We start from the raw sequence: 23,356 nt of genomic DNA on the forward strand, positions 1-23,356 counted from the left end.
TCTGCGTTTCCTGAACTGAAAAAAGCCTGATCATGTTCTGATTGAAATCGTATGGGTATTTTACCAAAAATTTGTTCTTTTAATATCTCGGTATCAATTTCCAGCCGAAGTGGCGTGTTGTCTTTTACTGTAATCTCCACAGAATTGTTATTACTGGGAGATAGCTTCGGAATATTAACAGCAAAAGAATCAACCGGTAAAACTGAGAAGACAAAAAATGTCAGCAAGATTTTACTGTTAAATAACCCGGATATGAGTGACAGCAGGGGCGGGGGATAAAAAGTAGTCGTACCTGATTTAAATATTTCAGGTTTCTTTCTGGATTTGAAGGATAAAAGAAAAGCCATCATTTACCACCTAAGTAGAAAGGCTCTCCTTTGCCGCAGAAAAATCTGGAATAATACTGTTTAAAGTTGTTATCTCTGTTGTAGAGACGAATTTTCAAATATTTTAAACGAATTTAATATTTTTTTATCATAATGAATTGAGATACAAATTTTGTTTTTATTCCCTTTGCATTCCCACAAATGGACTAATAAAAATTTATATCTATTATCAAAATCAGTTTTTTGACTGGTGATTTTCAGTAACCACATCTATGCGATAACGAATCGTATCTGCCAGAAAATATTCTGACCAGCTTCCAAGCTCTGCCTCCATGTATTGAAGAATAGGCTTTTGTACAGTGTTTGCTGCCCAAATACCATATCTCTGAAGAACAGGTGACAATAAATGCGTGGCAGCACCAAGTACCATTCCTTCATAAGTGGCGTCAAAGAGTTTAAACAAAGGAGATGAAACATCAGATCCAGTGGTTAATTTAAATGCACCATAAATAACAGCAGGTATTGCGACACCCAGTGTCAGTAGTTGAAGTTCAGATAATTCCGGTAATGCCAGGGATTTATTGAAGGATACTCCAATTGCTTCGGCCCGCTTGGTCAATGAATGAACCTGATGAGTCTGGTCCCGACCTGCCATCCCCTGTTGGGCATACAGCCTCAACAGGATTTCAATAACCCCTGCACCCGTGGCCATTGGCAGCGCGTAGCGCTCATTGACATTATGTGATTTGAGTTGGCCCTTAAAGAAATCTTCATACCCTGTATGAAGAGTATATTGGGTGGCTTTAACGATTGACCGGTCCAGTTCATTCTGCAACGCAAGATCCTCAATTGCATTAGAAAAACCAATGATTTGCTTCAGTAACTTAAAGAAGTCTCCCGCCTCAAAAGCAAAGGTATTAAAGCCATAGCCGACCATGATTTTTGCCAGGCCATTGATCGACTCTTTGTTCAGTCCTTGCAAATATTGCCAATCGTCACCAATGTGATTTTTCTGGATATCAAACAGTGCTGATGCCACTGTGTTTGAGATACAGTCCATCAGCCTCTTGAAGGGGGCGCTCATCACATAGGCCCGGATGGTTTGGCTTTTGGTTCTGGACGATGCCGAAGTTTCTCCATAATTGGCAGCTTCAAAAAGCAGGAACCCTTCAATAAAATCTGCTGAACATTGCGTTGCCAGGGATTTGTGGTTACCAAACGTTTGGCTCAGAACAAGGTTTCGAATCGATTTAACAAGATCACCTCCCAATAGCTTATAATTCCATCTCATGAGTGCTTCGTAGAAAATAACAGGCTTTGGGCCGAAGGTAACTTCATCCATGAAGATAACAGGAATCATTTGAGGAAAAAATGCAGCCAGTGCTGATAACCTGGATAGATCTTTCTCTTTTTTTATCCTGATTTTTACAATCTTGTCAAAATGGCTTGGGTCTGGTTTGAGTGTTAAATAAATCAGCTCATCTGTAGTGACACTTTGGTTACTTTCTTTTTTTAGTGCGCTAATTTGATCATGCCATAATATCTGCCGCTCACCATTTTCAAATAACAGACTTTCATTTTCCAAAACAATTTGTACAGGAATGTTGCCCTGAAGATCTTTCTCAAGACCTTTGGTATCGATGGCAATTGTAATTTCCTGCGGTTCTGAAGCTGCTATTTCTAAATCAGAACTGCTGCCTGGTGATAAAAGGTAAAGTTCGTTCTGATGGGATGCATAAGCCAGTGAGGTGTTACACAATAAGAAAATCAAGGATAATAACCCGGCAAATCGAAGAGTCTGGAAACTCTGGAAGCGGTCATTGGACACAATTATTCTTGGCATACCTACCATCCTGAATGGGAGGCACTCCATTGCCATTTCAATCTAAGGTTAACTATTTCAGGCCAGGAGCCTGAAATAATCCGACGATTATAATTGTTGCTTGCTTATTATTAGGCAATAAATTAGTGAAAAAGTTTCTCAATATGAGAAATATCGCTATTGCTTCCAGTCAAAACCACAATATCACCGGCATTTAAAATCATTCCGACTTGTGGTTGCAGCACCATGTTATCTCGACGGACCTCGACAATTGAAACGTCTGTACCTTTAAAATCAAGAGACTCGATGGTTTTCTGATCTGCCGCACATTTTTTGCCCAGGGTAACGGCGTGGCGATAAGTTTTCGTATCATTCTCCAGCAGGTAATCACTGATGCCCGGATAAAAGCCGTTGAGGATTTCATACCCTTTGGTTCTGGCTTCATGGACTCTTTGACGAACACGGATAGGGTTCATGCCCAGCATCAGCAGGGCGTGCTTGACAATGACCAGGCTGGATTCGAGCACCTCTGGAATAACCACCGTTGCCCCGGCCTTTTTCAATGCGTCGGACTGACTGTCATCCCGCGTGCGAACAAGAACGGGAACCTCGGGCGATTGCTGTCGAACAGCCTGTAGGATTTTAAGCGCATTTTCAGGGCGGTCGATACAGATAACCACCTGACTTGCCCGCTCCAGTCCAACCGCCATCAGCAGTTCTAATTTCCTGCAGTCCCCAAAGAAGACCGGATCACCGGCAAGACCCGCTTCATGTACATGAATAGGGTCATCATCAATGGCAACATAGGCTTTGTTTTCCTGGGTCAAAAAGCGGGCAATGGTTTGCCCGACACGGCCATAACCACAGATCAGGGTATGGTGGTGTATATGGGCAGTTTGCTTGCGGACTTCCTCTTCTTTATCCGATGAATACTCTGTTCGGATTTATCGAACTTGACCAGTTTAACGATGGCATTGCTGTTTCTGATCAGAAGCGGCGCAATGATCATCGATAAGATGGTAATCGCGAGTACAACGGAAGTCAGGTTGCCGCCACTCTCACCATATTGCGATGCCAGGGCAACCAGGGCAAAACAGAACTCGCCGCCCTGGGCCAGTGACAGGCTGGTTCTGAGGGAGATATTTTTGCTCTCGGCAAAGGTTCTGGTCAGGGTGTAGATCACCAGAAACTTAAAGACAATCAATGCTACCGTACCCAGTAGAATCTCTTTCCAGAAAGTGACCAGTACATCCATATCCAGCATTAAACCAACGGATACGAAAAACAGCCCGAGGAGCACATCCCGAAAGGGTTTGATATCGGCTTCAACCTGGTGTTTGTAGTGACTCTCACCCATCATCATGCCTGCCACAAAACCGCCCAGCGCCATGGATAAATCCATTGCGTGAGAGAGCCAGGCGGCCATCAGGGCAATAACCAACGCCATAAGCACGAAGAGTTCTTCAGATCTGGCCTTGGCAACCTCGTGAAAAATAAGGGGTAGAACCCATTTGCCAATGGCCAGCATGATCACCACAAACACAACCCCTTCAGCAAAGGCAAACCCGAGGGAGGAGGCGATGGAGTCACTGCCGCCACCGATCAGGGCAGGAATCATAATCAGAAAGACAACGGCGGCAATATCCTGAAATAGCAGGACACCGATGGCCAGCTGCCCCTGGCGGGAACGTATTTCGTTACTCTGGGTGAGTTCCTTGGAGACAATCGCGGTGGAGGAGAGCGCCAGTGCCGATGCACAGACAAAGGATGTGAGTACGGCAAAATCAAAAGCGATCAGAACGCCAAAAATGCCGACTCCGGTCAGGAGCACCTGCAACCCACCCAGGCCAAATACCTCTTTTTTCATGGCCATAATGGTTTTCATGGAGAATTCCAGGCCTAAGGTAAACAGCAGGAAAACCACCCCGATCTCGGCCAGCAGGGCAATATCAAAGTCCTGCTGTATCAGTCCGGACGTTGTTGGCCCAAGAATGATGCCGACAAATAAATAACCCAGGCTTTCCGGCAGTTGAAATCGCTTGAAAAAGGCAATAGTGACGGCTGACAGAGCCAGAATAAGCATGAGTTGATTGAAAAATGTAAAGTCCATGGGATCGCCAGCTGAAATTATTAATGCCCAGAGAGAGTATAAGCAAAAACATTGTATTGTAGTTATATCTACGTAATCTTTACTAACTCTACGGTTATATTATCGCTATGATAGACACCCTTTTTAGGGAATAGTTTATGATTCAACTGACTTTATATACCACTTCCGGATGTCACCTGTGTGAACAAGCTGAACAAATGCTCAATTTTCTGCAAAAGCAGCAGGTTTGCCGATGGGTAGCTGTAGAGATCAGTGAAGATGATCGTCTGGTTGATCGTTATGGTGTCCGGATTCCGGTCATCGCGTCAGCAGAGGGCAGGGAACTTGGCTGGCCATTTACCCTTGAGGCATTGAATCAGTGGCTGATAACCCCCGTTTCAGGATAGGATAACAACATCGACGGTTGTTAATTGGCAGGGATCGCATGATTAACTACGCTCTGGCTCAAAGACGAGAATCGCGTGCCAGGATGGCATCGTCCGGGCTTAATGACAGTAACACTGGAAAGAACGTGTCTGACGACAAAAACCGCCTCCTCAAACTGGCAACCTATGCCTCAGTGGCAACGGCAAGCCTGCTGATCATTGCCAAACTTATTGCCTGGTTTATGACCGGCTCCATGAGCCTGCTGGCTACCTTGCTGGATTCCACCATGGATATTCTGGCCTCCCTGATCACATTATTTGCCGTCAGGATTGCCATTGCGCCAGCGGATGAAGACCATCACTTTGGCCATGGCAAGGCTGAGCAGCTTGCCGTTCTGGCTCAGTCAGCCTTTATTGGTGGTTCGGCCATTGTTCTGGTGCTTAACACGCTTGACCGAATAACCGGTGAGGACGTGATGCTGGAAAATGAAAGTGCCGGTATTATGGTGATGGCCTTCTCCATCATTGCCACACTGATCCTGTTATCCATACAGCGCTATGTCATCCGAAAAACCAACTCAGCGGCTATAAAATCGGACTCACTGCATTATCAGGTGGACCTTCTGACCAATATTGCGGTGCTGGCTGCACTCATTGGCACCAGCTATGGCTATCACCAGGTAGATAATGTCCTTGCCCTGCTGATTGGCGGTTATATGTTGTTCAGTGTCAGGAGTCTTGCCTGGGAATCCATTGAGCAGTTGATGGACAAGGCACTGCCTGAGGAAGAACTTCAGGAAATTGAGCAACGGGCGCTCTCGGTTGATGGTGTTCTGGGTATTCATGACGTTAAAACCCGAATGTCAGGCTCAACCCCGTTTATTCAGATGCATCTGGATCTTGAGCCACATACGCCGCTGATCTATGCCCACGATCTCGGCGTTCAGGCCAAGCGGGCAGTGCTTGACTACCTGCCCGAAGCGGATGTTATTGTCCATCTTGACCCGGATGGTCATGATCACTAGAGATTAAAGAATTCCAGTGATGTTGCCCTGGTTTGCCGGGCAACCTGTTCCGGGGATTGCCCGGTGTGCTTAGCGATCATTTGCACAACCTCAAAGAGAAAGGCCGGTTCATTTCTCCGGTTTTTCGGCTTTTTCGCCAATGTTCTTGGCAGCAACCATGGTGAATCGGTTTCCACCATCAATCGGTTTGCAGGAATATCCTTCATCAGCGGGTAAAGATGGGTTCCCCGTCGTTCATCACAGATCCAACCGGTAATGCCAATATGGCAGTCCAGGTCCAAATATCGATACAGGGCTTTCTTATCGGCTGTGAAGCAGTGCACAACCAGCTTGCTGACCTGATCCCGGTAGTTTCTGATGATATCTGCAAAGCGTTCTGAAGCATCCCGCTCATGGCAAAACAGTGGCAGGCCAGACTCAATAGCCAGCTCCAACTGACGCTCAAATACTTTCTCCTGCACAGGCCGTGGGGAAAAGTCACGGTTAAAATCCAAACCGGTTTCGCCAACGGCCACCACCTCTGGCTCACTGTATAAGGCTTTCAGCTCGTTAAAGGTCTGGGTATTGGTATCTTTGGCTCCATGGGGATGGATACCGGCGGTACAAAAGCAGTGTTTTGAATATTTTCTGGCCAGCCCCAGGACCCTCTGTGACTCTGTCAAAGAAGTACCGGTGAGGATCATGGTAGTAACACCGTGCTCAACCGCACGACTGACAACTTCATCATGATCCTGGTCAAAAGCCTTATCACTGAGGTTAACGCCTATATCCACCAGCTGCTGTGTCATTGAGAATCCTGTTATAACCCGTATGTTTGCCGGATATTTTGCTGTTGATTCTTCTTATAAACAAGGTTCTCATCAACAGGCAATAGCCGTATCCTTAGGCGCTAATATTTTCAGGCTAAAAAATTTACAGGAGCAATGGCGGATGCAAGTCACCGGGCTGGCTATCTATCCAATCAAATCAACCAGGGGAATACCCCTGGAAAGCGCCCATGTCACCCGAAGAGGTTTTGAGCATGATCGCCGCTGGCTGTTGACGGATGAACATGGCAAGTTTATCACTCAACGGCAATATCCAGAGCTGGCAACCGTGGTCACATCCATTGTTGATGGGGGATTACTGATTACCCGGCCAGCGGTCGAGAATCTCTATGTAGCGATACCGGAGGAGGGCGCTTGCTCTGCCACAGTAACGGTTTGGAAAGACGATTGTCAGGCACTGGATGCCGGGGATGCTGCTGCCCGGTGGTTCAGCGATTTCCTGGCTATACAATGCAGGCTGTTTTATCAGCCGGAACTATCAATAAGACCAACCGATGCCAGATACTCCCAGCGAGAGGATCACACCAGTTTTGCCGATGGTTTTCCTTTCTTGCTCACCAGTGAAGCATCTCTGGCTGATTTGAATCAACGCCTGACTGATGCAGTGCCGATGTCCCGCTTCCGGCCCAATATTGTCATCAGTGGTCAACAGCCCTATGAAGAAGACACCTGGTCAGTGATCAGGGTAGGAGAAATCACATTTCGGGTAGCCAAACCCTGTTCACGGTGTGTAATGACCACTGTCAACCCTGAAACCGGACAGAAAGAGGGGAGGGAACCACTATTTACGCTGGCGCAATATCGTCGAACGGAAATGGGTGTTATCTTTGGCCAGAACCTTATTCCGGACCAGGAAGGCATTATCCGGATAGGCGATAAAGTTACGATTTTGGAATATTGAGTTATTCAGGTAATAGCAGATGCTATTGCCTGATGTCTTTTTTCGTCAGGCCACAATAGCCCTGACCTTTGCCAAAGCCTCATCAACGACCGATTTTGAAGCTCTTTCCACCTTCTTTATGTGTCTTGCCTGGTAATCTACCGTTCGGACCTGCTGGCACACTACAACCCCGGAAACCTGATTGCCCGCTATTGAAACTTCAAAGGCATGACCACGGGCAGTGGAGGTGACAGGTGCTACCAGAACCAGTTTTGTCTTCTGGTTAAATGCTTTTGGAGATAAAACCAGTGCAGGCCGAGTCTTCTGTATTTCCACGCCTCGCGTTGGATCAAAGTCAACCCAGATCACATCGCCACGCTCGGGAATATACGCCATTACAGAAGCTCCTCTCCCTTTGGTGCATCATTGAGCCATTCCCGGTCTTCTTCATCCAGAATGAAGGCACTGGCAGGACTGGCTGATAGCAGTTCGTCCATGGTGTACTCTTTATGGGAGCTGGCAGGTTTGATAACGATCTCACCATCAAGTGCTTCAATCTTGATACTGCTATTTACCTCAAGTCCAGCTTTAGCGAGAACCTTAGCGGGTAATCGCACAGCCGCGCTATTACCCCATCGCTTGATTTCAGTTTCCATGTAAAACCTTTTTAGTATCTATCTATGTAGATACTAGATAGCAGCCAGAAGAGTGTCAACAAATGTATATATCTTTCACTCTTGAAGATCATTTCTGAGCCATCTTTCTATCTTGCCTACGACCAGCGATCACCAGAAGGCAGGGCGTCAGAACCAGTGTCAGCACAGTGGCAAAGGCCAATCCCCCGGCAATGGACGTTGATAGTTGATTCCACCACTGGGCAGTTGGGCCGCCAATCTCAAGTCGATGGTTGAACAGATCAATATTGGTGGAGAGCACCATTGGCATCAGACCCAGAATAGTAGTGACGGTGGTCAACATCACCGGTCGCAGACGCTGGGCACCGGTGCGAAGAATCGCTTCTTCGGCCTTCATGCCCTGTTTGCGCAACACATTGTAGGTATCAATCAGCACGATATTGTTGTTGACCACGATACCCGCCAGGGAAATGACCCCAATACCGCACATCACAATGCCAAAGGGTTTTCCTGCCAGAAGCAAGCCAAATAATACACCTCCGGTAGACAGTACCACCGCTGACATAATCAGGAATGCCTGGTAGAAGCTGTTGAACTGAGTCACCAGAATCATGGCCATCACAAACAGGGCAACCGCGAAAGCTTTGAGCAAAAACTGGCTGCTTTCCTGCTGATCTTCATTCTGTCCTTTGATGATAAAGCTGACTTCCTGTGGCACTTCCAATGCATCAAGCTGCGCCTGCAATTCGGGCAGCAGGTCATTGAGCAGAATGCCTTCGGCCAGGTTGGCACTGACCGTGACGGTTCGTTTACCATCCAGATGCTTGATACTGTCAACCTTGGGGGCAATTTCCCGGGTCGTGAAGTTGTTGATGGGAACCAGGCCCGCCGGGGTCATCAGCCGGAGCTGATCAATGCTCTCCAGGTGGCGGTTTGACTCAGGAAAACGAATACGAATGTCCACTTCATCACTGCTGTCATCCGGACGGTAACCGCCCACCGTTAAACCCGAGGTCACCAGCCGTACCAGACCACCGGCACTGCTGACATCGGCACCATAGCGGGCAGCCCCGGCACGGTCTACATCGATGCGCCATTCATAGCCGGAAGTAGGGCCGTCGTCTGCCAGATTGGTAAAGCCATCAATGCCGGTCAGAACCGTTCTGACTTTGCCCACGGTCTCGTGGAGGACATCAAGGTCTTTGGCACTGATCACCAGCTCCAGGGGTTTGCCCTGGGGAGGGCCATCTTTTCTTCGTTCAACGGTGATATCGAGTCCGGCAAAATGGGCAAGTTTCTGATTAATCTCTTCTGCCACCAGAGCTGCTTTGCGGCGATATTTCCAGTCCACCATATTCAGGCGGATGGTCCCCACTTCCTGATTATCACCGGTTCGTGCATACAATGTTTTTAATTCTGGCTGTTGCAGCAGGATTGCTTCTACCCGTCGCAGAATCTCATCCTTTTCATCTATGGACAGGTTGCTGGAGTTCACGCGCACCTTGATCATGATGTTATTGGTGTCAACATCAGGAAAGAACTCAATGCCTTTGCCAAAACTGATAAAGGCAAAGTAAATGGCTACCACCATCGCCATGCCAGAGAACAGTATTTTTAAAGGGTGCCGGATCGCTTTCAACAACGTTCGAATATAGATCCCGGCCCAACCGGGCACCTTGTTTAAATCTCCGGTTTCCGCTTCGGTGATGGACCTTTTTTCCAGCTCACTGAGTTTTCTGGGCTTACCAATCAGGGAACCAATGGTTGGGATAAAAATCAGCGCCATCACCAGCGATGCGGAGAGGGTAGCAATCAGGGTTAATGGCAGGTACTTCATCATCTCACCCATAATGCCCGGCCAGAACATCAGCGGGAAAAAGGCCGCAAGTGTGGTGGCTGTGGAGGCGATGATTGGCCATGCCATGCGTAACGAGGCTTCCTGATAGGCCTGCCTGCGGGCAACCCCCTCACTCATTTTCCGATCGGCATACTCGGTGACCACAATGGCACCATCAACCAGCATACCAACGGCGATCATCAGCGAGATCAGGACCACCATATTAATGGTTAAACCCATCATGGCGATGATCAGAATACCGGTCAGAAAAGAGCCGGGAATAGCAATGGCTGCCAACATGGCACTGCGCAGGCCCAGCGCCCCGACAATCACCGTTACCACCAGAGTGATGGCCACCAGAACGCTGTTCTGCAGGTCGTTGACCATATCCACCACATCCACCGACTGATCACCCACATAGTCAACCTTCAGGGTTTTCGGTGCCAGTTTCTGGCCTTCAGCAATAATGGCTTTGGCCAGCATCACGGTTTCAATAATGTTTTCCCCGGGGCGCTTTTTGATTTCCAGGGCGATACTGTTGTTGCCGTTCATTCTGGCGTAACCGCCACCGTCCTTGAAGGTACTGAGAACGCTGGCAATATCACCAAAAGTAATTACCCGATCACCGTCCGCCTTGACGGGTTGGGAGAGGATATCAGCCACGGTTTTGTAGACAGCAGGGACCTTGACCGAGAAACGTCCCTTACCATTGTCCAGGTTGCCGGCAGCAACCAGCTGGTTGTTCCGGGAGACCAGATTGATCACATCCGCAGGCACCAGCCCGTAACTTTCCAGCTTGAGTGGATCAATAATAACGTCAACCACTTCCTCACGGTCGCCGGCGATATCCACCTCCAGAATCTGCTTTCTGGATTCCAGCACATCCTTAAGTTCCCGGGCGATTCTCACCAGTGCGCGCTCGGGCAAATTGCCAGACAGTACCGCCGTAATCACCGGTTGCATACTGGCAAAGGAAATCTGGTTGATAATGGGCTCATCGGTATCCTGTGGCAGCTTACTTTTGGCAAGGTTAACCTTATCCCTGACGTCTGCAAGGACCTCATCCGTATCCAGCCCGGCGATAAACTCCAGGGTAATGGAGGCATGGGACTGGGATGCGGTGGCCTTGAGTTCCTTAACGCCTTCTATCGCCCTGAGTTCATTCTCCAGGGGAAGTACCAGCAGCCGTTCGGCATCTTCCGGCGAGATGCCTTCGTGTGATACGGAGATATAAATGACCGGAATGGTAATATCAGGGTTCGACTCCCTGGGAATCGTAAGATAGCTGGCCAGCCCGGTCATCAGGATTAACGCCAACAGCATCATGACCGTACGGGTCCGCATCAGTGATGCAGCAATCAGACTTTGCATTGGCCATTACTCCCCGGCAACCAGAGAAACATCAGGGTTGATGACATCAACCTGATCACCGGATCGAACAAAGCCCTGACCACGGGTAATGACCCTGGCCTGTTCTGGAATGCCTGTCACCCAGAGTCGGTCACTTTCCGACTTGACCACGTCTACGGGGGTGAACTCGACCCGATTGTCCATTGTCACCCATTTAATCCCCGGTTCGCCTTCTTCACTCAACGCAAGCCATGCAGGACTTATTGCCAGTGCCATAACTGCTTCCATCAGCAGATCGGCTTCAACGCTGAGGCCTGCGGGAACTTTCATATCAGGGTTCGGGATGGTTAGCTCGACAGAAAATGTCCGGGTTGATGCATCAGCCTGTCGATCAATAAACCGAATAGTGGCTTCGCTGGTCGCTCCATCGAGAAACCGGACAACTGCTTTCTGGCCGGAGGTAAAATAATTAATGTGATTCTGGGGAACATCGACATGGACCACCAGTGGGTCAAGGTCGAGAATTTCAGCCACCGGTTTTCCTTTATCAATAAAGTCACCAACTTCCACATAGCGCTTGTTAAGAATGCCGGAAACGGGGGCCTTAATCAGGGTATTGTCCCAATGCGTCTGGAGCTGCTCTTTTTGCGACAGCGCCTCAGCCAGGGAAGCCTCAAGTTGGGTAATCTGATTATCAGCAATGTGTTTTTTCTTTTGCAGCATAAGGGCTGACTGGTAATCCTGCTCAGCTTGTCTGACACGAGCTTCAGCAGACTTCAGTTGAGCCTTCAGGCTGCCTTCACGTAGCCGGATAATTTCGTCACCCGATGCCATCAGCTGACCACGTTCAGCACTGATATTAATAACCCGGGCTGCCAGTTCAGCACTGACTGTGACGGTCCGGTCAGTTTCCGTGGTGCCATACAGTGTCAGTGTGCGATGGACCGGTGATTGCTTAAAGTTAGAGGCCTGGACAACCGGAATAACCGTATTTTCCTGACTATCCCGGGAAGGGGGGCTGACTTTTCAGCGTCGTTAATATTAACGACATCCGCAGTCAGCAGGTAGATACCAATGCCAACTGCTATAACACTGGCGGCTAACCATGAGCCGTTCACATTGACTAACTTTTGCACTCTTGTTTACCCCAGTATCATATTTTTATTCTGAGCTGGCAGTCATTGCCCTGACGTATTTCATCGTCTATCCGACGAGTTACCGAAGCATTAGATAAGAATCATTTATAAAAAGTACAACGCCGGACGCGTATTAGTATCCATAAGATCCGGAATTCTCGCAATATCCCATAAGAAATGCGACTAGTTTCTTATAGTTCAACCGGGTGATGAAAGGGAAGGGAGGCTCTGACCACCATTTCTGAAGTGATCAGAGTTCTGAGTAAATGGAATGTGTTAGTTCACGGTTTTAACATCAGGAGTAGATTGACTCCGGGAGTATATTACCGGACGAAGAACATCCGACATTGGGTGTTCATAATAATGATGTGGCACATGGTGATAGCCAAAGCTGGCAAAGGTTAAAACCGTTTGAAGTCCATGAGCAAGAGAAGGCTCGGCAATCATTTCCGCAACTGTATGCGCTAAATGCATGTGACCAAAGAGGTTTTCCCATGCACCATGATGATGATCATGGTAGTGCTTCTGACCACCACTGATAAATTCACTGACACCATGGCTATGGTCAATTATCTCGGCAATATGGAAACCGGAACTTATCAGACTGGTCAAGGTATGATACGCCGTTGGCCCAATGCCGACAGAACCGGCAAGGTTTTTCAAAAAGGCAAAGTGTGAATGATGATGACCATGGCTTGTTATGCCCAGCAATGAACCGCTGTATTTGATAAAGTCCATGCCGTGTAACACCAGCCCAACCAGATCACCATAGCCGATAATGGTTTTGAATATTGGATCTCTGTACAGTTTCCAGCGGTCAAGTACGTAGATAAATTCCGGAACGTTTTCCTGGTTGAATATAAGGACCATCGAGTAACTTTCACCAATATCCAGCACCATAAAATCGCTATGGACAGAGCTTGCCAGCTTCTCTGAATCTTTAAATGAAAGGTTGTGTGGTTCCGGCTTAAATAAGTGCAGGGTTTGGGAGTTCCTGGTTGAACCCGTCAGGTAGTCCGCAGCCTCGGTAATGTTGTCTAATTCTTTTTTGGCATGATGGATTAAGGACGGGTGTAGATGCGCAATCACAGCCCTGGTGGTCGGATTGTCTTTATCACCAAGCGACAGTTCATCATAATCAATACCTAACGGAATTTTGGTTTCCCTGCTGTCTTTTTGTACGGTGATGGAACCCAGCTCTGATAAGTCATTTAAATCTTTTTGAAAGTGCCCCTGAAACTTCATTTCTGCTAAAGAGGGCAGGTATGGAAAATCACCATCCTGTTCAAATTCCAGGACAGATTCACAAGCATTATTTTGGTCAGAGCATTGCACACAAATATGACCTTTAAATGTTCCCTTACCCAGGTAATTTAATGATATTTCATGCTTTTTAACACCGTCATCCAGTCCTGCCAGACAATACCCGGGAAGAGAAGCAAAGAGAATGATAAAAAGCATACTGCTTTTTTGCAAAGCGGTCATATTTATATCCCAATCATTTGTTATTGAATGGAGTTAGAATAGTCAGGCTTTGCCAAGATGCAAATACGAATGATTATCACATGGTAAATAGAGTAAAGATTATCAATATCTTATAAAAAAGAATTTATATTAACTCAGAAAATTCAGCGATAACGGGTGCATGATCAGAGGGCTTTTCCATGGCTCTGATTTTATAATCCATAAAAATGGATTGGCATATCTGCATTAAAGAGTTGGTTGCCAGAATAGAATCTATTCTCAAGCCACGCTTTGGCTCACTCTCAAACCCACGGCTACGGTAATCAAACCAGCTGAAGAGATTATCTTCATCAGGATATAGCTCCCTGAAACAATCAGTTAGCCCCCAGCCAAGCAGTCGGTCAAACCATTCCCGTTCTTCTGGCAAAAAGCTGCATTTACCGGTTCTTAGCCATCGTCTGGCATTAGCGGGACCAATGCCAATATCCAGGTCTGTATGAGAGATATTAAAGTCACCAATCACGAGAATATTGGAGGAGGGGGAACAGGAGTTTTGCAGATAAGTCTGCAAATCATTGTAAAACCTGGTTTTATCGGCAAATTTAGTCTCGTGGCTGCGATTTTCTCCCTGGGGGAAATAGCCATTAATGACTCTCAACATTTGCCCGTTCAACTCATAGTCGCCAATGATAACGCGACGCTGGGCGTCAAGCAGGTCCGTAGGGAAACCTTTTTGAACACTCACTGCAGGCGTCTTGCTGAGTAATGCAACGCCGTAATGGGTTTTCTGGCCATGATACAAGACGCTGTAACCCAGATCCTCAATGGCTTTCACCGGGAAGTCTTGATCAGATACTTTAATCTCCTGAAGGCCTATCAGATCAGGACTATGGTCATCAATTACCCGGGAGAGTTGATGCAAGCGCGCCCTCACACCATTTACATTAAAGCTGACTATTTTCATCGTTTTATCATAACCTTAGGGCAGTTTCAGGGTTGTCTGGGTGTTGCCATCGAGGGGTGTAACCAATATTGCTAATTTAACATAATATATATTATGCGCATATTAATATCATCGATTTAAACACTGTCTCTCAGAAAAAAAAACACCTGTCATGGGCTTTATTCACGACAAAATATGCGTAATGTATTTTTTTAGAGAATTTTTTCCAAAAATCGTTGTCTAACACTTTACCAATATTAAGGAGACACTGCTCATTAGACGTCATTGAGCTCTACCCGCCTTCAGTCGTAATAATTGGCGGGCTAATGACGATTTGGATGCTCCATGACTGAAAGGATCGCCCTCTGAGTGTTTGTTTCCTAACGTAACAGTTTTGTTACTCATTGCCGAAATGTTTAACGACTGTGAACGGAAACTTGCTATAGCAGTAGAAAACTGTCTAACATTTACTCTGGTATAGCAGTCGCCGTAACAGTTGTACAGACTAGGCTTAAGCCTAATAGCATGGAAAGTAAACGACGCTACTAGTCCACAACAAACCTCATAACTAACTAGAGAAAGGTAACTGCCAATGACTTTAAAAGGTCTTATCAAATTAACCCAGTTGATGCAGGAACAACCACTGACGGTTATCCAATGGCAAATTCTCCTCGTGGTTGCAGAAAACTCCGGGGAAACCATTACGGATCTTGTCAATGCTGAAAAGCTCACCTGTGGTACCCCAAGTGATATCGCGGTCAGCGTGAAACGTCTGGGTGAAGGACGGCACGACAGGCCTGGCCTGGGGCTGATCAAAAAGGTTCAGCACGAAGATGATGGTCGCTATTTCAAGCTGACCCTGACGGCCAAAGGCAAAAAACTGGTGGAAAAAATCAAGCAGAAAGCTCGTTATCTGAAATGAACAAGCCAGTATCACCAGGGCTCTACACGGTTGTGGGAGTATTGGAGAAGTAACTCTTTAGGGCCCTAACCCTCCTCTATTCTTATTCTCATTATATCCACCGCTCATTTTTCTCTGACATTTTGGGCTGTCGAGAAATCCGGACCTTCCTCTCTTATTCCTAACCCGGTCTCGTCTTAGGGATGCCCCGACACGTCGAATGACCCAATAAATCACCAACAGGCTCTGCCCTCTGCCTATTGCTACCCATCATATCCGCTATCAAACACAAATTACTGCCGGTAAGTTCAGTTACCGGCAGTAAAGTTTTATATTGTGAGACTGATAATACTGGTATTACAATACCAGTATTATTGGTTCTATATTTTGGAAACTACAGCGAATATGAAGAACTCAGAGCAGGACAAAGTCAGAAGGCAGCACATTTTCAGTATCCTTGATGACTTGAAAGAGAAAGGTGAGAGAATTAACGCCGACAAAGTCGCCCGCATCGGAAAAATGGGGAAGCAGACTGTGCTGCCTTATTACAATGAATGGCGATATTTAGGCGCTCTGGGCGAAGCCGAAGCGCTTGAATTGCCGGAGGATCTGGTCAGAGGCCTGAAAAGAGGAATTGCCCAATGGAAGCATCAGTTATCCGAAGAGCAGCGGGATTTTACAGAGGCCGCTAACCAGGAGATCGATGAGCTAAAGGAAAGCCTGAATCAACTACTGGAAAAGAATATTCAACTGTCCCGCAGCAACTCTGAACTTCAGGATCAGATTCAGCATATCAATACAGAGCTCGAGACAACGAGGCTCAGTTTGCAGCAGAGAAACCAGGACCTGAAAGAACTGGAATCACTACTGAAATCAGAACAGAGACAAACTGAACAACTGCAATCCGCAGCTGCCGAACAAAAAGCCCTTCATCTTCAGGCCATCAGCAACCTGGAGAAACAGATGGATCAACGGAGCCAGGAGCAACTGAATCACTGGATTGGCGTGGTCGATGATGAGCGAAGGTTAAAGCAGGGATTGGAAAAGAAAATAAGCAACCAGCTTCAGGAACAGCAGGAGTTGAAAAAACATAATCTGGAGCTGCAAAGCCGATTGGATAGCAAATCGAAGGCATATATTCAGGTTTGCGAAGAAAGAAATAATCTGTCTTCAGAGAAAGGCAAGACAGAAGCCACGGCTCAGCTTGCCAATCAGCTTATGGTGCTGCTGGACAGTGATCAGGGCAGTTTATTAGGTGCAGTGCGCAACCTTTTGGCGGGAGCTAGGGAATCCAATATGATACAAGAGCAATACAGGACCGCATTATCAGATAAAGAAAAGCTGGAGAGTCGGCTGCTGGAAACAAAAGAGCGACTTGATGAAATCAGCACTCTTCGACTTGAACTTGAAAGAGCCCGTGGTATTGCCGAGGCCTTTGAAAAAGCGTTGTCCAAAAAAACCGATACTCCTGAGGTAACGCAGTGAGCCAGCCGATTCACCGTTCTGTTTTTCTGAATGCCCTGCCCGCTCATCATGGTGTAAATGACAATATGATGGGAGCGGGCAATGATGGTGAAGCAATGGTGCTTTTCCTGAACAAATCCGGAGCCCGCTCAGAAGAGACCCTGCGCCGTTATGAGCGAGAAATAACCAGGCTGACAGCGTTTTTGTACTTTGAATTAGGAATTGGGTATAAAGATGTGCGCCTTAAGCACCTGCAAGCCTATGTCAGCTTTATCCAGAACTTACCTCCGCGCTGGCTGATGCCTGGCATTCTTCCCGGTCAGCCGGAGAGAATTATGTTCAGATCCCCCATCAAGCCAGGAAAAAGCACCGATCAGGTTATTGATGTACTGTCCTCTTTTTTCTCTTTTCTGGAGAAAAATCGCTATACCGCTGGCAATCCAGCTGCATCACTTATTCGTTCGGGTGAAAAGGTAGCCCGGGGCAACACCATCATCCGATATTTTTATGATAATGAGTGGCAATTTATTAAAGAGTGCCTGACAAGCCTGCCAATAGGCACCGAAAGAGAACGGATGGAATCAGCCCGAACCCGCCTTATCCTCTCTTTAAGTTATGGGCTGGCTTTACGGGAATCTGAGCTGACCGGGCATACCTGTTCAGATATACACCCCGATAATGACAACGGTTTTTATCTCAGTGTTTTGGGTAAGGGCAGAAAAAGAAGGCAGGTCCCCCTGAATAAAGTACTCCAACAGCAAATCATTGAATACAGAGGCATGAATGGATTCTCAGGCCTGTACGGAGACCCCTTTCCCCTGGCACCAAAAACACGCAAAACCGGGGGGCTGATCACCCCGCTTTCAGCCCGGGGGCTTCGATTCTGGTGGCGATCCTTTATGGAAAATTGCCAGAGCAAGGCATCACCGGATATCAGGCAGAGATTACAGGGACTACCATTTCACACGCTACGCCATACAGCGCTGACGCACCTGGCTCGAAAAATGGATATCGAAGACCTTGCTATATTTGCAGGTCATGATTCAATCAATACCACAAGCCAGTACTACCATGCAGAAGCAAGTAGACTGAAAAAGATGGCTGCCGATCATCATATCTGATTACGCTGAAAAGAAGACCATGAAGAATTGTTTTTACCAGTAATAAAGGAGGAATTCTTCCGTAAATGGTCTGGGGACTGATTACTCATACATCAGGGAAAGTCATGAACTATTGCCAGGGCTGTAAAAAACCACTCAAGGGCCAATGCGTTAAGGCAATGGGCATGCGCTGGCACCCGGGGTGTTTCAGGTGCAGTGGCTGCAGGAAGCCATTTGCAGGAAAGGCTTTTGTCGTATTCCGGAACCGGGCCTTTCATCCTGACTGCCTCAGGTGCCCGAGTTGTAGAAAGCCCGTCAAGGGAAACTATGTGGAACTTGATAAAATGGCCTGGCACCCGGTTTGTGCCCAAAAGCAGACCGCCCCACTCTGCTCTGTCTGTCGGAACCCTCTCACCAGAAACTACTTTGTGGATTTCTGGGGCAATGCTTTTTGCAATAACCATGATGGACATCCGGAGTGCTCCAGCTGCAGTCGGCTTGTTTGTGACAATCTCACCAATGGCGGTATGCAGTATCCCGACGGGGTTGTTATCTGCAACAAATGCAGTCTCAATGGCGTTTCCACCCAGGAGCGCGCTGACCGCATTGCTATTGAAATGCGCTCAGCGCTGGCATCGGTTGGACTTAGCCTGAACTCGACACAAACACCTGTAAAACTCTGCGGCCGTGATGAGCTAAATGACGCCAGCCATCACGACTTTCATGATAATCATCCCATTCTTGGGGTTACCCGAACCACGACAACCCACCGGAAAGGACAGATATTAGCCAGAAATTTTGACTGCATTTTAATCCAGATCAATCTGCCGGAAGAGCATTTCCGAACCGTAATGATTCATGAGCTCACCCATGCCTGGTTTTTTTACAATTATTATGAAAATCTGCCACTGAAGGTAGAGGAAGGAATGTGCGTATTAATGGAGTATATCTGGTTAAAAAACCTTAACACCAAAGATGCTGAATTTCGAAAAAAGCAGATAGAGCAAAGTGCCGACCCAATTTATGGCGATGGGTTTCGGGAGGCCAGAGAGTCATTGAAGCACATGCCACTGACCACACTTCTGGAATTTATCAGGGATAAAAAGAAATTCCCCGGTCGCTGGAGTTCTTTCTTTTTTTAACAGAAGGGAAAAAGAAATGGAGGCGAGTACCGGAGTCGAACCGGTCTAAATGGAGTTGCAGTCCACTGCATAACCGCTTTGCTAACTCGCCCTTCTAAAAAGAAGAAAGATGGGTGGTGCCCGAGGCCGGACTCGAACCGGCACGATCTTGCGATCGAGGGATTTTAAGTCCCTTGTGTCTACCAATTTCACCACTCGGGCAGTACTTGAATAGTACAGAGTAAAAACATAAAAAAACAGGCTCAGCCTGTAATTTTATTCTGGAGGCGAGTACCGGAGTCGAACCGGTCTAAATGGAGTTGCAGTCCACTGCATAACCGCTTTGCTAACTCGCCAGAATCTTGAGCCTGGTTTGCTCTTGATGCAAGAGACAAACCTGAACATTGAAAGCATCAATGTATCGTGCTCGTATTTATGCAATTGAATCACATAAACGGAATAATTGGAGCGGGAAACGAGGTTCGAACTCGCGACCTCAACCTTGGCAAGGTTGCGCTCTACCAACTGAGCTATTCCCGCACACTTTTTTTGATAATCAACAATCGGCAATCGATAATCAAGAACCAGTGCTAGACGACTTTGGCTAACTGTCTGCCAGCGCCCGAACACGAAGCGTATTTTAGGTTTTTTTGCTTTGATGTCAACCGCTTTCCGTCACATCAGTCAGGCTTATTGAACGGAGAAAGATCTGGCCAGGCGGCCTTCAGATAAATATACATGGACCATAGTGTCAGAATTGCTGAAAGGTACAGCAGAACAATACCAAGCAAACCAATCCAGGAATCAACAGGCACGGGTGATAATAGCAGTAAGGTAATGGCTGTCATTTGAGCCATGGTTTTCGCCTTACCGATCATGCTCACGGCAACACTGGTCCGCTTACCCAGCTCAGCCATCCACTCTCTCAGGGCCGAGATGACAATCTCCCGACCAATAATGATCAGAGCCGGCACCGTCATCCAGAAGGCACGAAACTCATCAATCAGCAGGCACAGCGCCGTGGCAACCATTATTTTATCAGCAACCGGATCAAAGAATGCCCCGAAAGGGGTTGTCTGGTTGAGCCGACGGGCAAGATACCCATCAAACCAGTCTGTTGCGGCAGCGAAGGCAAATATTCCAGCACAGGCAAGGTAACTCCACTCAAATGGGAGATAAAAAATAACGACGAGAAATGGGACCAGAACAATTCGTGTTAGTGTTAGAAAATTCGGGACGTTCATAACTACTTAATTAAGCTCTTGTGCTGTAAGGCCATAAAGCATGCAGCTGGCAGCCTTGGGACGGTTTGACATAGCGCCTTGCTCTTTCGGGATGATCATAAGAAATCAAAGCAGGGCATACGGTACACAGTCCTGCTCTTCGGTGCTAGTCATTATGAAAATATTCATGTATCTGCTGCGCCAGCTTCAGACTGATACCTTCAACTTTCTTCAATTCTTCGATGGTTGCACCACTCACGCCTTCACGACCACCAAAAAACTTCAATAGAGCTGATCGCCTTTTGCTGCCAATACCCGGAATATCTTCCAGCACGGAACGGTTTCTGGCCTTTTGCCTGCGCTGTCGATGCCCGGTGATGGCAAAGCGGTGTGCTTCATCCCGGATCTGTTGTATCAACAGCAATGCTGCGTCAGCATCTTCGGGGTTGAGCTCCTGATCCTGGTAAATCAGTGTTTCAAGCCCGGGCTTTCGGGTTACTCCCTTGGCAACCCCAAGCAAGGGAATTGGCAATTGCAGCCTGGTCATCACCTCCGACGCCTTTCCTAACTGCCCCTTACCCCCGTCAATAATGATAAGATCCGGCCTGCCCCCTCCGCTGCATCTGCCTCCGCCAGTTTCTGATAACGCTTATCAAGAGCCATCGCCATGGCGGCATAATCATCCCCGGGCTCTATACCAGTGATATTGTACCGACGGTATTCACTGAACACCGGCCCTTCCGGACCAAATACCACACAGGATGCGACGGTTGCCTCTCCCATGGTATGGCTGATATCGAAACACTCCATACGCAGGATGGGTTGCTCAATGTCCAGCAAACCCTTAAGTTGTGCGTATCGCTGGTTTAAATGGCTCTTGCTCGCCAGGTGACTTTCAAGATTCTGCTGCGCATTTTTATTAGCCAGGCCTAACCAATCGTGCCGTTCAGAACGTACTTTGTCCTTGATCTTGATTTTCTTGCCAGAAACCGCCTGGATCGCGTCCTCAATAGTATCTGCACCGGTCAGCTCAAACGGAACCACGATCTCCTCAGGAAAATCACGACTGGCAAACAGCCTTACATAGAACTGGGCCATAAAATCTTCCAGGTAATCAGACCGTTCAGCTTCCAGCTTAAAATCAGGAAAGTAATATTTATGACCAAGCAACCTGCCAGAACGAACAAAGAGCACGTCAAAACAGGTATTGCCACCCATTTGGGCAAACCCGATCACATCGATATCGCCGGCCGACTTGGTCACCGTCTGCTGTTCCTGAACAGCCCGGAGGTGGTTGATTTTATCCCGGGTTGCCGCCGCCTCTTCAAAATCCAGGGATTCCGCAGCATCTTCCATGCGCTTTATCAGCGAACGGATTAACTGCTGGTTTTTGCCATCCAGGAATTGCCGGGTATCCTCAAGATCCTGCTGGTACTCTTCTTTTGAGACCAGACCAACACAGGGGGCCTTGCAACGGTTGATTTGATATTGCAGACAGGGCCGGGTTCTATTGTTGAAATAGATGTCAGTGCACTGACGTATCTTAAAAATCTTCTGCAGCAGGTGCAGGCTTTCCCGAACCGCTCCGCTACTGGGGTAAGGCCCAAAATACTGGCCTTTCTGTCGTTTACGTCCACGACAGGAGTCCATCCTGGGGAAATCATCATCACCGGAGATATAGATGTAGGGGTATGACTTGTCGTCCCTCAGCAAAATGTTGTAGGGTGGCTTTCTGTCTTTTATCAGGTTTTGCTCAAGCAGCAGCGCCTCAGTTTCAGTGTGGGTAATCGTCAGTTGAATATCAGCAATCTTGCTTACCAAAGCCATGGTTTTGGTGGTAAGACCCGTTGCCCGGAAGTAGCTTGAGAGACGATTTTTAAGATTTTTCGCTTTACCGATATAGAGTGTTTTGCCACTGTGATCACGCATATCATAGACCCCCGGACGGCTCGACACCTTTTCCAGAAATGATTTGTGATCAAACTTTTTGCTTTCTTCACTACCTGTCATGAACCACCAGACAACGGTTATCAAATCACCTGCTCATTATATCTTCACAGCGCGGTAGAAACGAATAAGCCTGCATTTTTCAGTACAGGTAACAGTATTTTCGGGCATCAGCACCGGGAGTAGCGGAAGGAACTCAACAAGAGGTTCATCAGAGCCTGTAAGGCAGCGTTCACTCTATGGTATCTACCAGGTCATGGCGAATAGCCAGGTGTGTCAGCTCGACATCACTGGTGATATTCAGCTTTTCAAACATCCGGTAGCGATAGCTATTCACCGTTTTGGGACTGAGGCATAACTTATCGGATATGGTCTGCACTTTCTCGCAATTAACAATCATAAGAGCTATTTGCATTTCGCGATGAGAGAGCTGATTGAAGGGTGACGCTCTGTCTGGCTCTATAGCTTTTAAAGCCATTTGCTGGGCAATTTCCGGGGAAATGTATTTCTTTCCGGTAAATACCGTGCGAATGGCCGTAACCATTTCGGTAATGTTTGAACTTTTGGTGACGTAACCTGAGGCACCGGCTTCAAGAAGCCTGGTGGGAAATGGGTCATCCATGCAGACGGTTACGGCAATAATTTTTGCATGAGGGTTGATCTGGCAGATTTTCCGGGTGGCTTCGAGCCCACCAATGCCGGGCATTCTGACATCCATTAAGGTAACATCCGGAGTGAGTTCCCGATAAAGGCTGATAGCATCTTCACCGCTGACAGCCTGGGCTACAATTTCAATACCCTCAACATCAGCTAGCATGCGAGAAATTCCAGTTCTCACCAAATCATGATCATCCGCAACCAGAACTCGTATCAAAATCTA

General features: G+C 47.4%; 22 protein-coding genes, 4 tRNA genes and 1 pseudogene. 9 read left to right on the forward strand and 18 right to left on the reverse strand.

The window, feature by feature from the left end; translation table 11 throughout:
• Positions 1-51: 51 nt before the first annotated feature.
• Positions 52-279 (forward strand): hypothetical protein, encoded by a 228-nt coding sequence (locus O3276_RS03235; protein WP_269674351.1) that lies wholly within the window; start codon positions 52-54, stop codon positions 277-279.
• Positions 280-561: 282 nt separating this feature from the next.
• On the opposite strand, the gene O3276_RS03240 is transcribed toward O3276_RS03235, so the two are convergent.
• The 3 genes from O3276_RS03240 to O3276_RS03250 form a co-directional block, all read right to left on the reverse strand.
• Positions 562-2,169, reverse strand: coding sequence for a hypothetical protein (locus O3276_RS03240; RefSeq protein WP_269674352.1), 1,608 nt, complete (start codon positions 2,167-2,169; stop codon positions 562-564).
• Between the two features lie 122 nt (positions 2,170-2,291).
• Positions 2,292-2,975, reverse strand: coding sequence for a monovalent cation:proton antiporter family protein (locus O3276_RS03245; RefSeq protein ID WP_269674353.1), 684 nt, complete (start codon positions 2,973-2,975; stop codon positions 2,292-2,294).
• A gap of 41 nt (positions 2,976-3,016) precedes the next feature.
• Positions 3,017-4,258, reverse strand: a complete 1,242-nt coding sequence (locus O3276_RS03250) for a cation:proton antiporter (RefSeq protein ID WP_269674354.1) — start codon at positions 4,256-4,258, stop codon at positions 3,017-3,019.
• Between the two features lie 137 nt (positions 4,259-4,395).
• Here O3276_RS03250 and O3276_RS03255 point away from each other — a divergent pair, with 137 nt between their 5' ends.
• Both O3276_RS03255 and O3276_RS03260 read left to right on the forward strand, forming a co-directional pair.
• Entirely contained in the window at positions 4,396-4,644 is a 249-nt protein-coding gene (locus tag O3276_RS03255; protein WP_101748540.1) for a glutaredoxin family protein, read from the forward strand.
• A 38-nt stretch (positions 4,645-4,682) separates the two neighbouring features.
• Positions 4,683-5,648, forward strand: a complete 966-nt coding sequence (locus O3276_RS03260; RefSeq protein WP_269674355.1) for a cation diffusion facilitator family transporter — start codon at positions 4,683-4,685, stop codon at positions 5,646-5,648.
• Here the strand turns inward: O3276_RS03260 and O3276_RS03265 are convergent.
• Positions 5,645-6,436: a TatD family hydrolase gene (locus O3276_RS03265; protein WP_269674356.1), complete on the reverse strand. Its 792-nt coding sequence runs from the start codon at positions 6,434-6,436 to the stop codon at positions 5,645-5,647. The genes O3276_RS03260 and O3276_RS03265 overlap by 4 nt on opposite strands.
• Positions 6,437-6,578: 142 nt before the next feature.
• Here O3276_RS03265 and O3276_RS03270 point away from each other — a divergent pair, with 142 nt between their 5' ends.
• Complete coding sequence (locus O3276_RS03270) at positions 6,579-7,376, forward strand: MOSC domain-containing protein (protein ID WP_269674357.1); 798 nt, start codon at positions 6,579-6,581, stop codon at positions 7,374-7,376.
• 45 nt (positions 7,377-7,421) lie between these two features.
• On the opposite strand, the gene O3276_RS03275 is transcribed toward O3276_RS03270, so the two are convergent.
• From O3276_RS03275 to xthA, 6 genes are all read right to left on the reverse strand, one after another.
• A complete protein-coding gene (locus tag O3276_RS03275; RefSeq protein WP_269674358.1) occupies positions 7,422-7,751 on the reverse strand; it encodes a type II toxin-antitoxin system PemK/MazF family toxin in 330 nt (109 codons plus the stop codon).
• Complete coding sequence (locus O3276_RS03280; RefSeq protein ID WP_269674359.1) at positions 7,751-8,011, reverse strand: AbrB/MazE/SpoVT family DNA-binding domain-containing protein; 261 nt, start codon at positions 8,009-8,011, stop codon at positions 7,751-7,753. The genes O3276_RS03275 and O3276_RS03280 overlap by 1 nt, the downstream gene beginning before the upstream one ends.
• A gap of 88 nt (positions 8,012-8,099) precedes the next feature.
• The gene (locus O3276_RS03285; protein WP_269674360.1) at positions 8,100-11,198 is read right to left on the reverse strand and encodes an efflux RND transporter permease subunit; all 3,099 of its coding nucleotides are present in this window, start codon (positions 11,196-11,198) and stop codon (positions 8,100-8,102) included.
• A gap of 6 nt (positions 11,199-11,204) precedes the next feature.
• On the reverse strand, positions 11,205-12,161 hold the full coding sequence (locus O3276_RS03290) for an efflux RND transporter periplasmic adaptor subunit (protein ID WP_269675928.1): 957 nt from the start codon (positions 12,159-12,161) through the stop codon (positions 11,205-11,207).
• Positions 12,162-12,589: 428 nt separating this feature from the next.
• The gene (locus O3276_RS03295) at positions 12,590-13,798 is read right to left on the reverse strand and encodes a hypothetical protein (RefSeq protein WP_269674361.1); all 1,209 of its coding nucleotides are present in this window, start codon (positions 13,796-13,798) and stop codon (positions 12,590-12,592) included.
• A 124-nt stretch (positions 13,799-13,922) separates the two neighbouring features.
• The gene (xthA, locus tag O3276_RS03300; RefSeq protein WP_269674362.1) at positions 13,923-14,741 is read right to left on the reverse strand and encodes an exodeoxyribonuclease III; all 819 of its coding nucleotides are present in this window, start codon (positions 14,739-14,741) and stop codon (positions 13,923-13,925) included.
• Positions 14,742-15,312: 571 nt separating this feature from the next.
• Here xthA and O3276_RS03305 point away from each other — a divergent pair.
• The 5 genes and pseudogenes from O3276_RS03305 to O3276_RS03325 all read left to right on the forward strand — a co-directional run bounded on the left by O3276_RS03305 (position 15,313) and on the right by O3276_RS03325 (position 19,327).
• The gene (locus tag O3276_RS03305; RefSeq protein ID WP_269674363.1) at positions 15,313-15,642 is read left to right on the forward strand and encodes a MarR family winged helix-turn-helix transcriptional regulator; all 330 of its coding nucleotides are present in this window, start codon (positions 15,313-15,315) and stop codon (positions 15,640-15,642) included.
• 384 nt (positions 15,643-16,026) lie between these two features.
• The gene (locus O3276_RS03310; RefSeq protein WP_269674364.1) at positions 16,027-17,106 is read left to right on the forward strand and encodes a coiled-coil domain-containing protein; all 1,080 of its coding nucleotides are present in this window, start codon (positions 16,027-16,029) and stop codon (positions 17,104-17,106) included.
• On the forward strand, positions 17,103-18,206 hold the full coding sequence (locus O3276_RS03315) for a tyrosine-type recombinase/integrase (protein WP_269674365.1): 1,104 nt from the start codon (positions 17,103-17,105) through the stop codon (positions 18,204-18,206). Before O3276_RS03310 ends, O3276_RS03315 begins: the two co-directional genes overlap by 4 nt.
• Before the next feature lie 164 nt (positions 18,207-18,370).
• A pseudogene (locus O3276_RS25625) lies at positions 18,371-18,499 on the forward strand (LIM domain-containing protein); the annotation flags it as partial.
• Positions 18,500-18,514: 15 nt separating this feature from the next.
• Positions 18,515-19,327 carry a protein DA1 gene (locus O3276_RS03325; protein ID WP_241693324.1) on the forward strand — a complete coding sequence of 271 codons (813 nt, stop codon included), beginning with the start codon at positions 18,515-18,517 and terminating at the stop codon, positions 19,325-19,327.
• Between the two features lie 17 nt (positions 19,328-19,344).
• Here the strand turns inward: O3276_RS03325 and O3276_RS03330 are convergent.
• The 8 genes from O3276_RS03330 to uvrY all read right to left on the reverse strand — a co-directional run bounded on the left by O3276_RS03330 (position 19,345) and on the right by uvrY (position 23,350).
• Positions 19,345-19,418: transfer RNA gene (locus O3276_RS03330), tRNA-Cys, on the reverse strand.
• A gap of 23 nt (positions 19,419-19,441) precedes the next feature.
• Positions 19,442-19,528 (reverse strand) — tRNA-Leu (locus tag O3276_RS03335).
• Positions 19,529-19,588: 60 nt separating this feature from the next.
• Positions 19,589-19,662: transfer RNA gene (locus O3276_RS03340), tRNA-Cys, on the reverse strand.
• A gap of 108 nt (positions 19,663-19,770) precedes the next feature.
• Positions 19,771-19,846 (reverse strand) — tRNA-Gly (locus tag O3276_RS03345).
• Between the two features lie 140 nt (positions 19,847-19,986).
• Positions 19,987-20,550 carry a CDP-diacylglycerol--glycerol-3-phosphate 3-phosphatidyltransferase gene (gene pgsA, locus O3276_RS03350; RefSeq protein WP_269674367.1) on the reverse strand — a complete coding sequence of 188 codons (564 nt, stop codon included), beginning with the start codon at positions 20,548-20,550 and terminating at the stop codon, positions 19,987-19,989.
• A gap of 145 nt (positions 20,551-20,695) precedes the next feature.
• The gene (locus O3276_RS25420; protein ID WP_332328181.1) at positions 20,696-21,076 is read right to left on the reverse strand and encodes a helix-hairpin-helix domain-containing protein; all 381 of its coding nucleotides are present in this window, start codon (positions 21,074-21,076) and stop codon (positions 20,696-20,698) included.
• 17 nt (positions 21,077-21,093) lie between these two features.
• On the reverse strand, positions 21,094-22,539 hold the full coding sequence (gene uvrC / locus O3276_RS03355; protein ID WP_332328182.1) for an excinuclease ABC subunit UvrC: 1,446 nt from the start codon (positions 22,537-22,539) through the stop codon (positions 21,094-21,096).
• Between the two features lie 169 nt (positions 22,540-22,708).
• Entirely contained in the window at positions 22,709-23,350 is a 642-nt protein-coding gene (gene uvrY / locus O3276_RS03360; protein WP_269674368.1) for a UvrY/SirA/GacA family response regulator transcription factor, read from the reverse strand.
• Between the last annotated feature and the right edge of the window lie 6 nt (positions 23,351-23,356).

The sequence above is a fragment of the Endozoicomonas sp. GU-1 genome, from assembly GCF_027366395.1.
In the GTDB taxonomy this organism is placed as follows: domain Bacteria; phylum Pseudomonadota; class Gammaproteobacteria; order Pseudomonadales; family Endozoicomonadaceae; genus Endozoicomonas.

What these genes read in the sequence shown, in the direction of transcription:
- xthA (WP_269674362.1), bottom strand. Translation starts at nt 14,741, where the DNA reads ATGAAAATAGTCAGCTTTAATGTAAATGGTGTGAGGGCGCGCTTGCAT.
- O3276_RS03255 (WP_101748540.1), top strand. Translation starts at nt 4,396, where the DNA reads ATGATTCAACTGACTTTATATACCACTTCCGGATGTCACCTGTGTGAA.
- O3276_RS03275 (WP_269674358.1), bottom strand. Translation starts at nt 7,751, where the DNA reads ATGGCGTATATTCCCGAGCGTGGCGATGTGATCTGGGTTGACTTTGAT.
- O3276_RS03265 (WP_269674356.1), bottom strand. Translation starts at nt 6,436, where the DNA reads ATGACACAGCAGCTGGTGGATATAGGCGTTAACCTCAGTGATAAGGCT.
- O3276_RS03310 (WP_269674364.1), top strand. Translation starts at nt 16,027, where the DNA reads ATGAAGAACTCAGAGCAGGACAAAGTCAGAAGGCAGCACATTTTCAGT.
- O3276_RS03295 (WP_269674361.1), bottom strand. Translation starts at nt 13,798, where the DNA reads ATGACCGCTTTGCAAAAAAGCAGTATGCTTTTTATCATTCTCTTTGCT.
- O3276_RS03285 (WP_269674360.1), bottom strand. Translation starts at nt 11,198, where the DNA reads ATGCAAAGTCTGATTGCTGCATCACTGATGCGGACCCGTACGGTCATG.
- O3276_RS25420 (WP_332328181.1), bottom strand. Translation starts at nt 21,076, where the DNA reads ATGACCAGGCTGCAATTGCCAATTCCCTTGCTTGGGGTTGCCAAGGGA.
- O3276_RS03260 (WP_269674355.1), top strand. Translation starts at nt 4,683, where the DNA reads ATGATTAACTACGCTCTGGCTCAAAGACGAGAATCGCGTGCCAGGATG.
- O3276_RS03240 (WP_269674352.1), bottom strand. Translation starts at nt 2,169, where the DNA reads ATGCCAAGAATAATTGTGTCCAATGACCGCTTCCAGAGTTTCCAGACT.
- O3276_RS03280 (WP_269674359.1), bottom strand. Translation starts at nt 8,011, where the DNA reads ATGGAAACTGAAATCAAGCGATGGGGTAATAGCGCGGCTGTGCGATTA.
- O3276_RS03305 (WP_269674363.1), top strand. Translation starts at nt 15,313, where the DNA reads ATGACTTTAAAAGGTCTTATCAAATTAACCCAGTTGATGCAGGAACAA.
- O3276_RS03235 (WP_269674351.1), top strand. Translation starts at nt 52, where the DNA reads ATGGGTATTTTACCAAAAATTTGTTCTTTTAATATCTCGGTATCAATT.
- O3276_RS03270 (WP_269674357.1), top strand. Translation starts at nt 6,579, where the DNA reads ATGCAAGTCACCGGGCTGGCTATCTATCCAATCAAATCAACCAGGGGA.
- uvrC (WP_332328182.1), bottom strand. Translation starts at nt 22,539, where the DNA reads ATGACAGGTAGTGAAGAAAGCAAAAAGTTTGATCACAAATCATTTCTG.
- pgsA (WP_269674367.1), bottom strand. Translation starts at nt 20,550, where the DNA reads ATGAACGTCCCGAATTTTCTAACACTAACACGAATTGTTCTGGTCCCA.
- O3276_RS03250 (WP_269674354.1), bottom strand. Translation starts at nt 4,258, where the DNA reads ATGGACTTTACATTTTTCAATCAACTCATGCTTATTCTGGCTCTGTCA.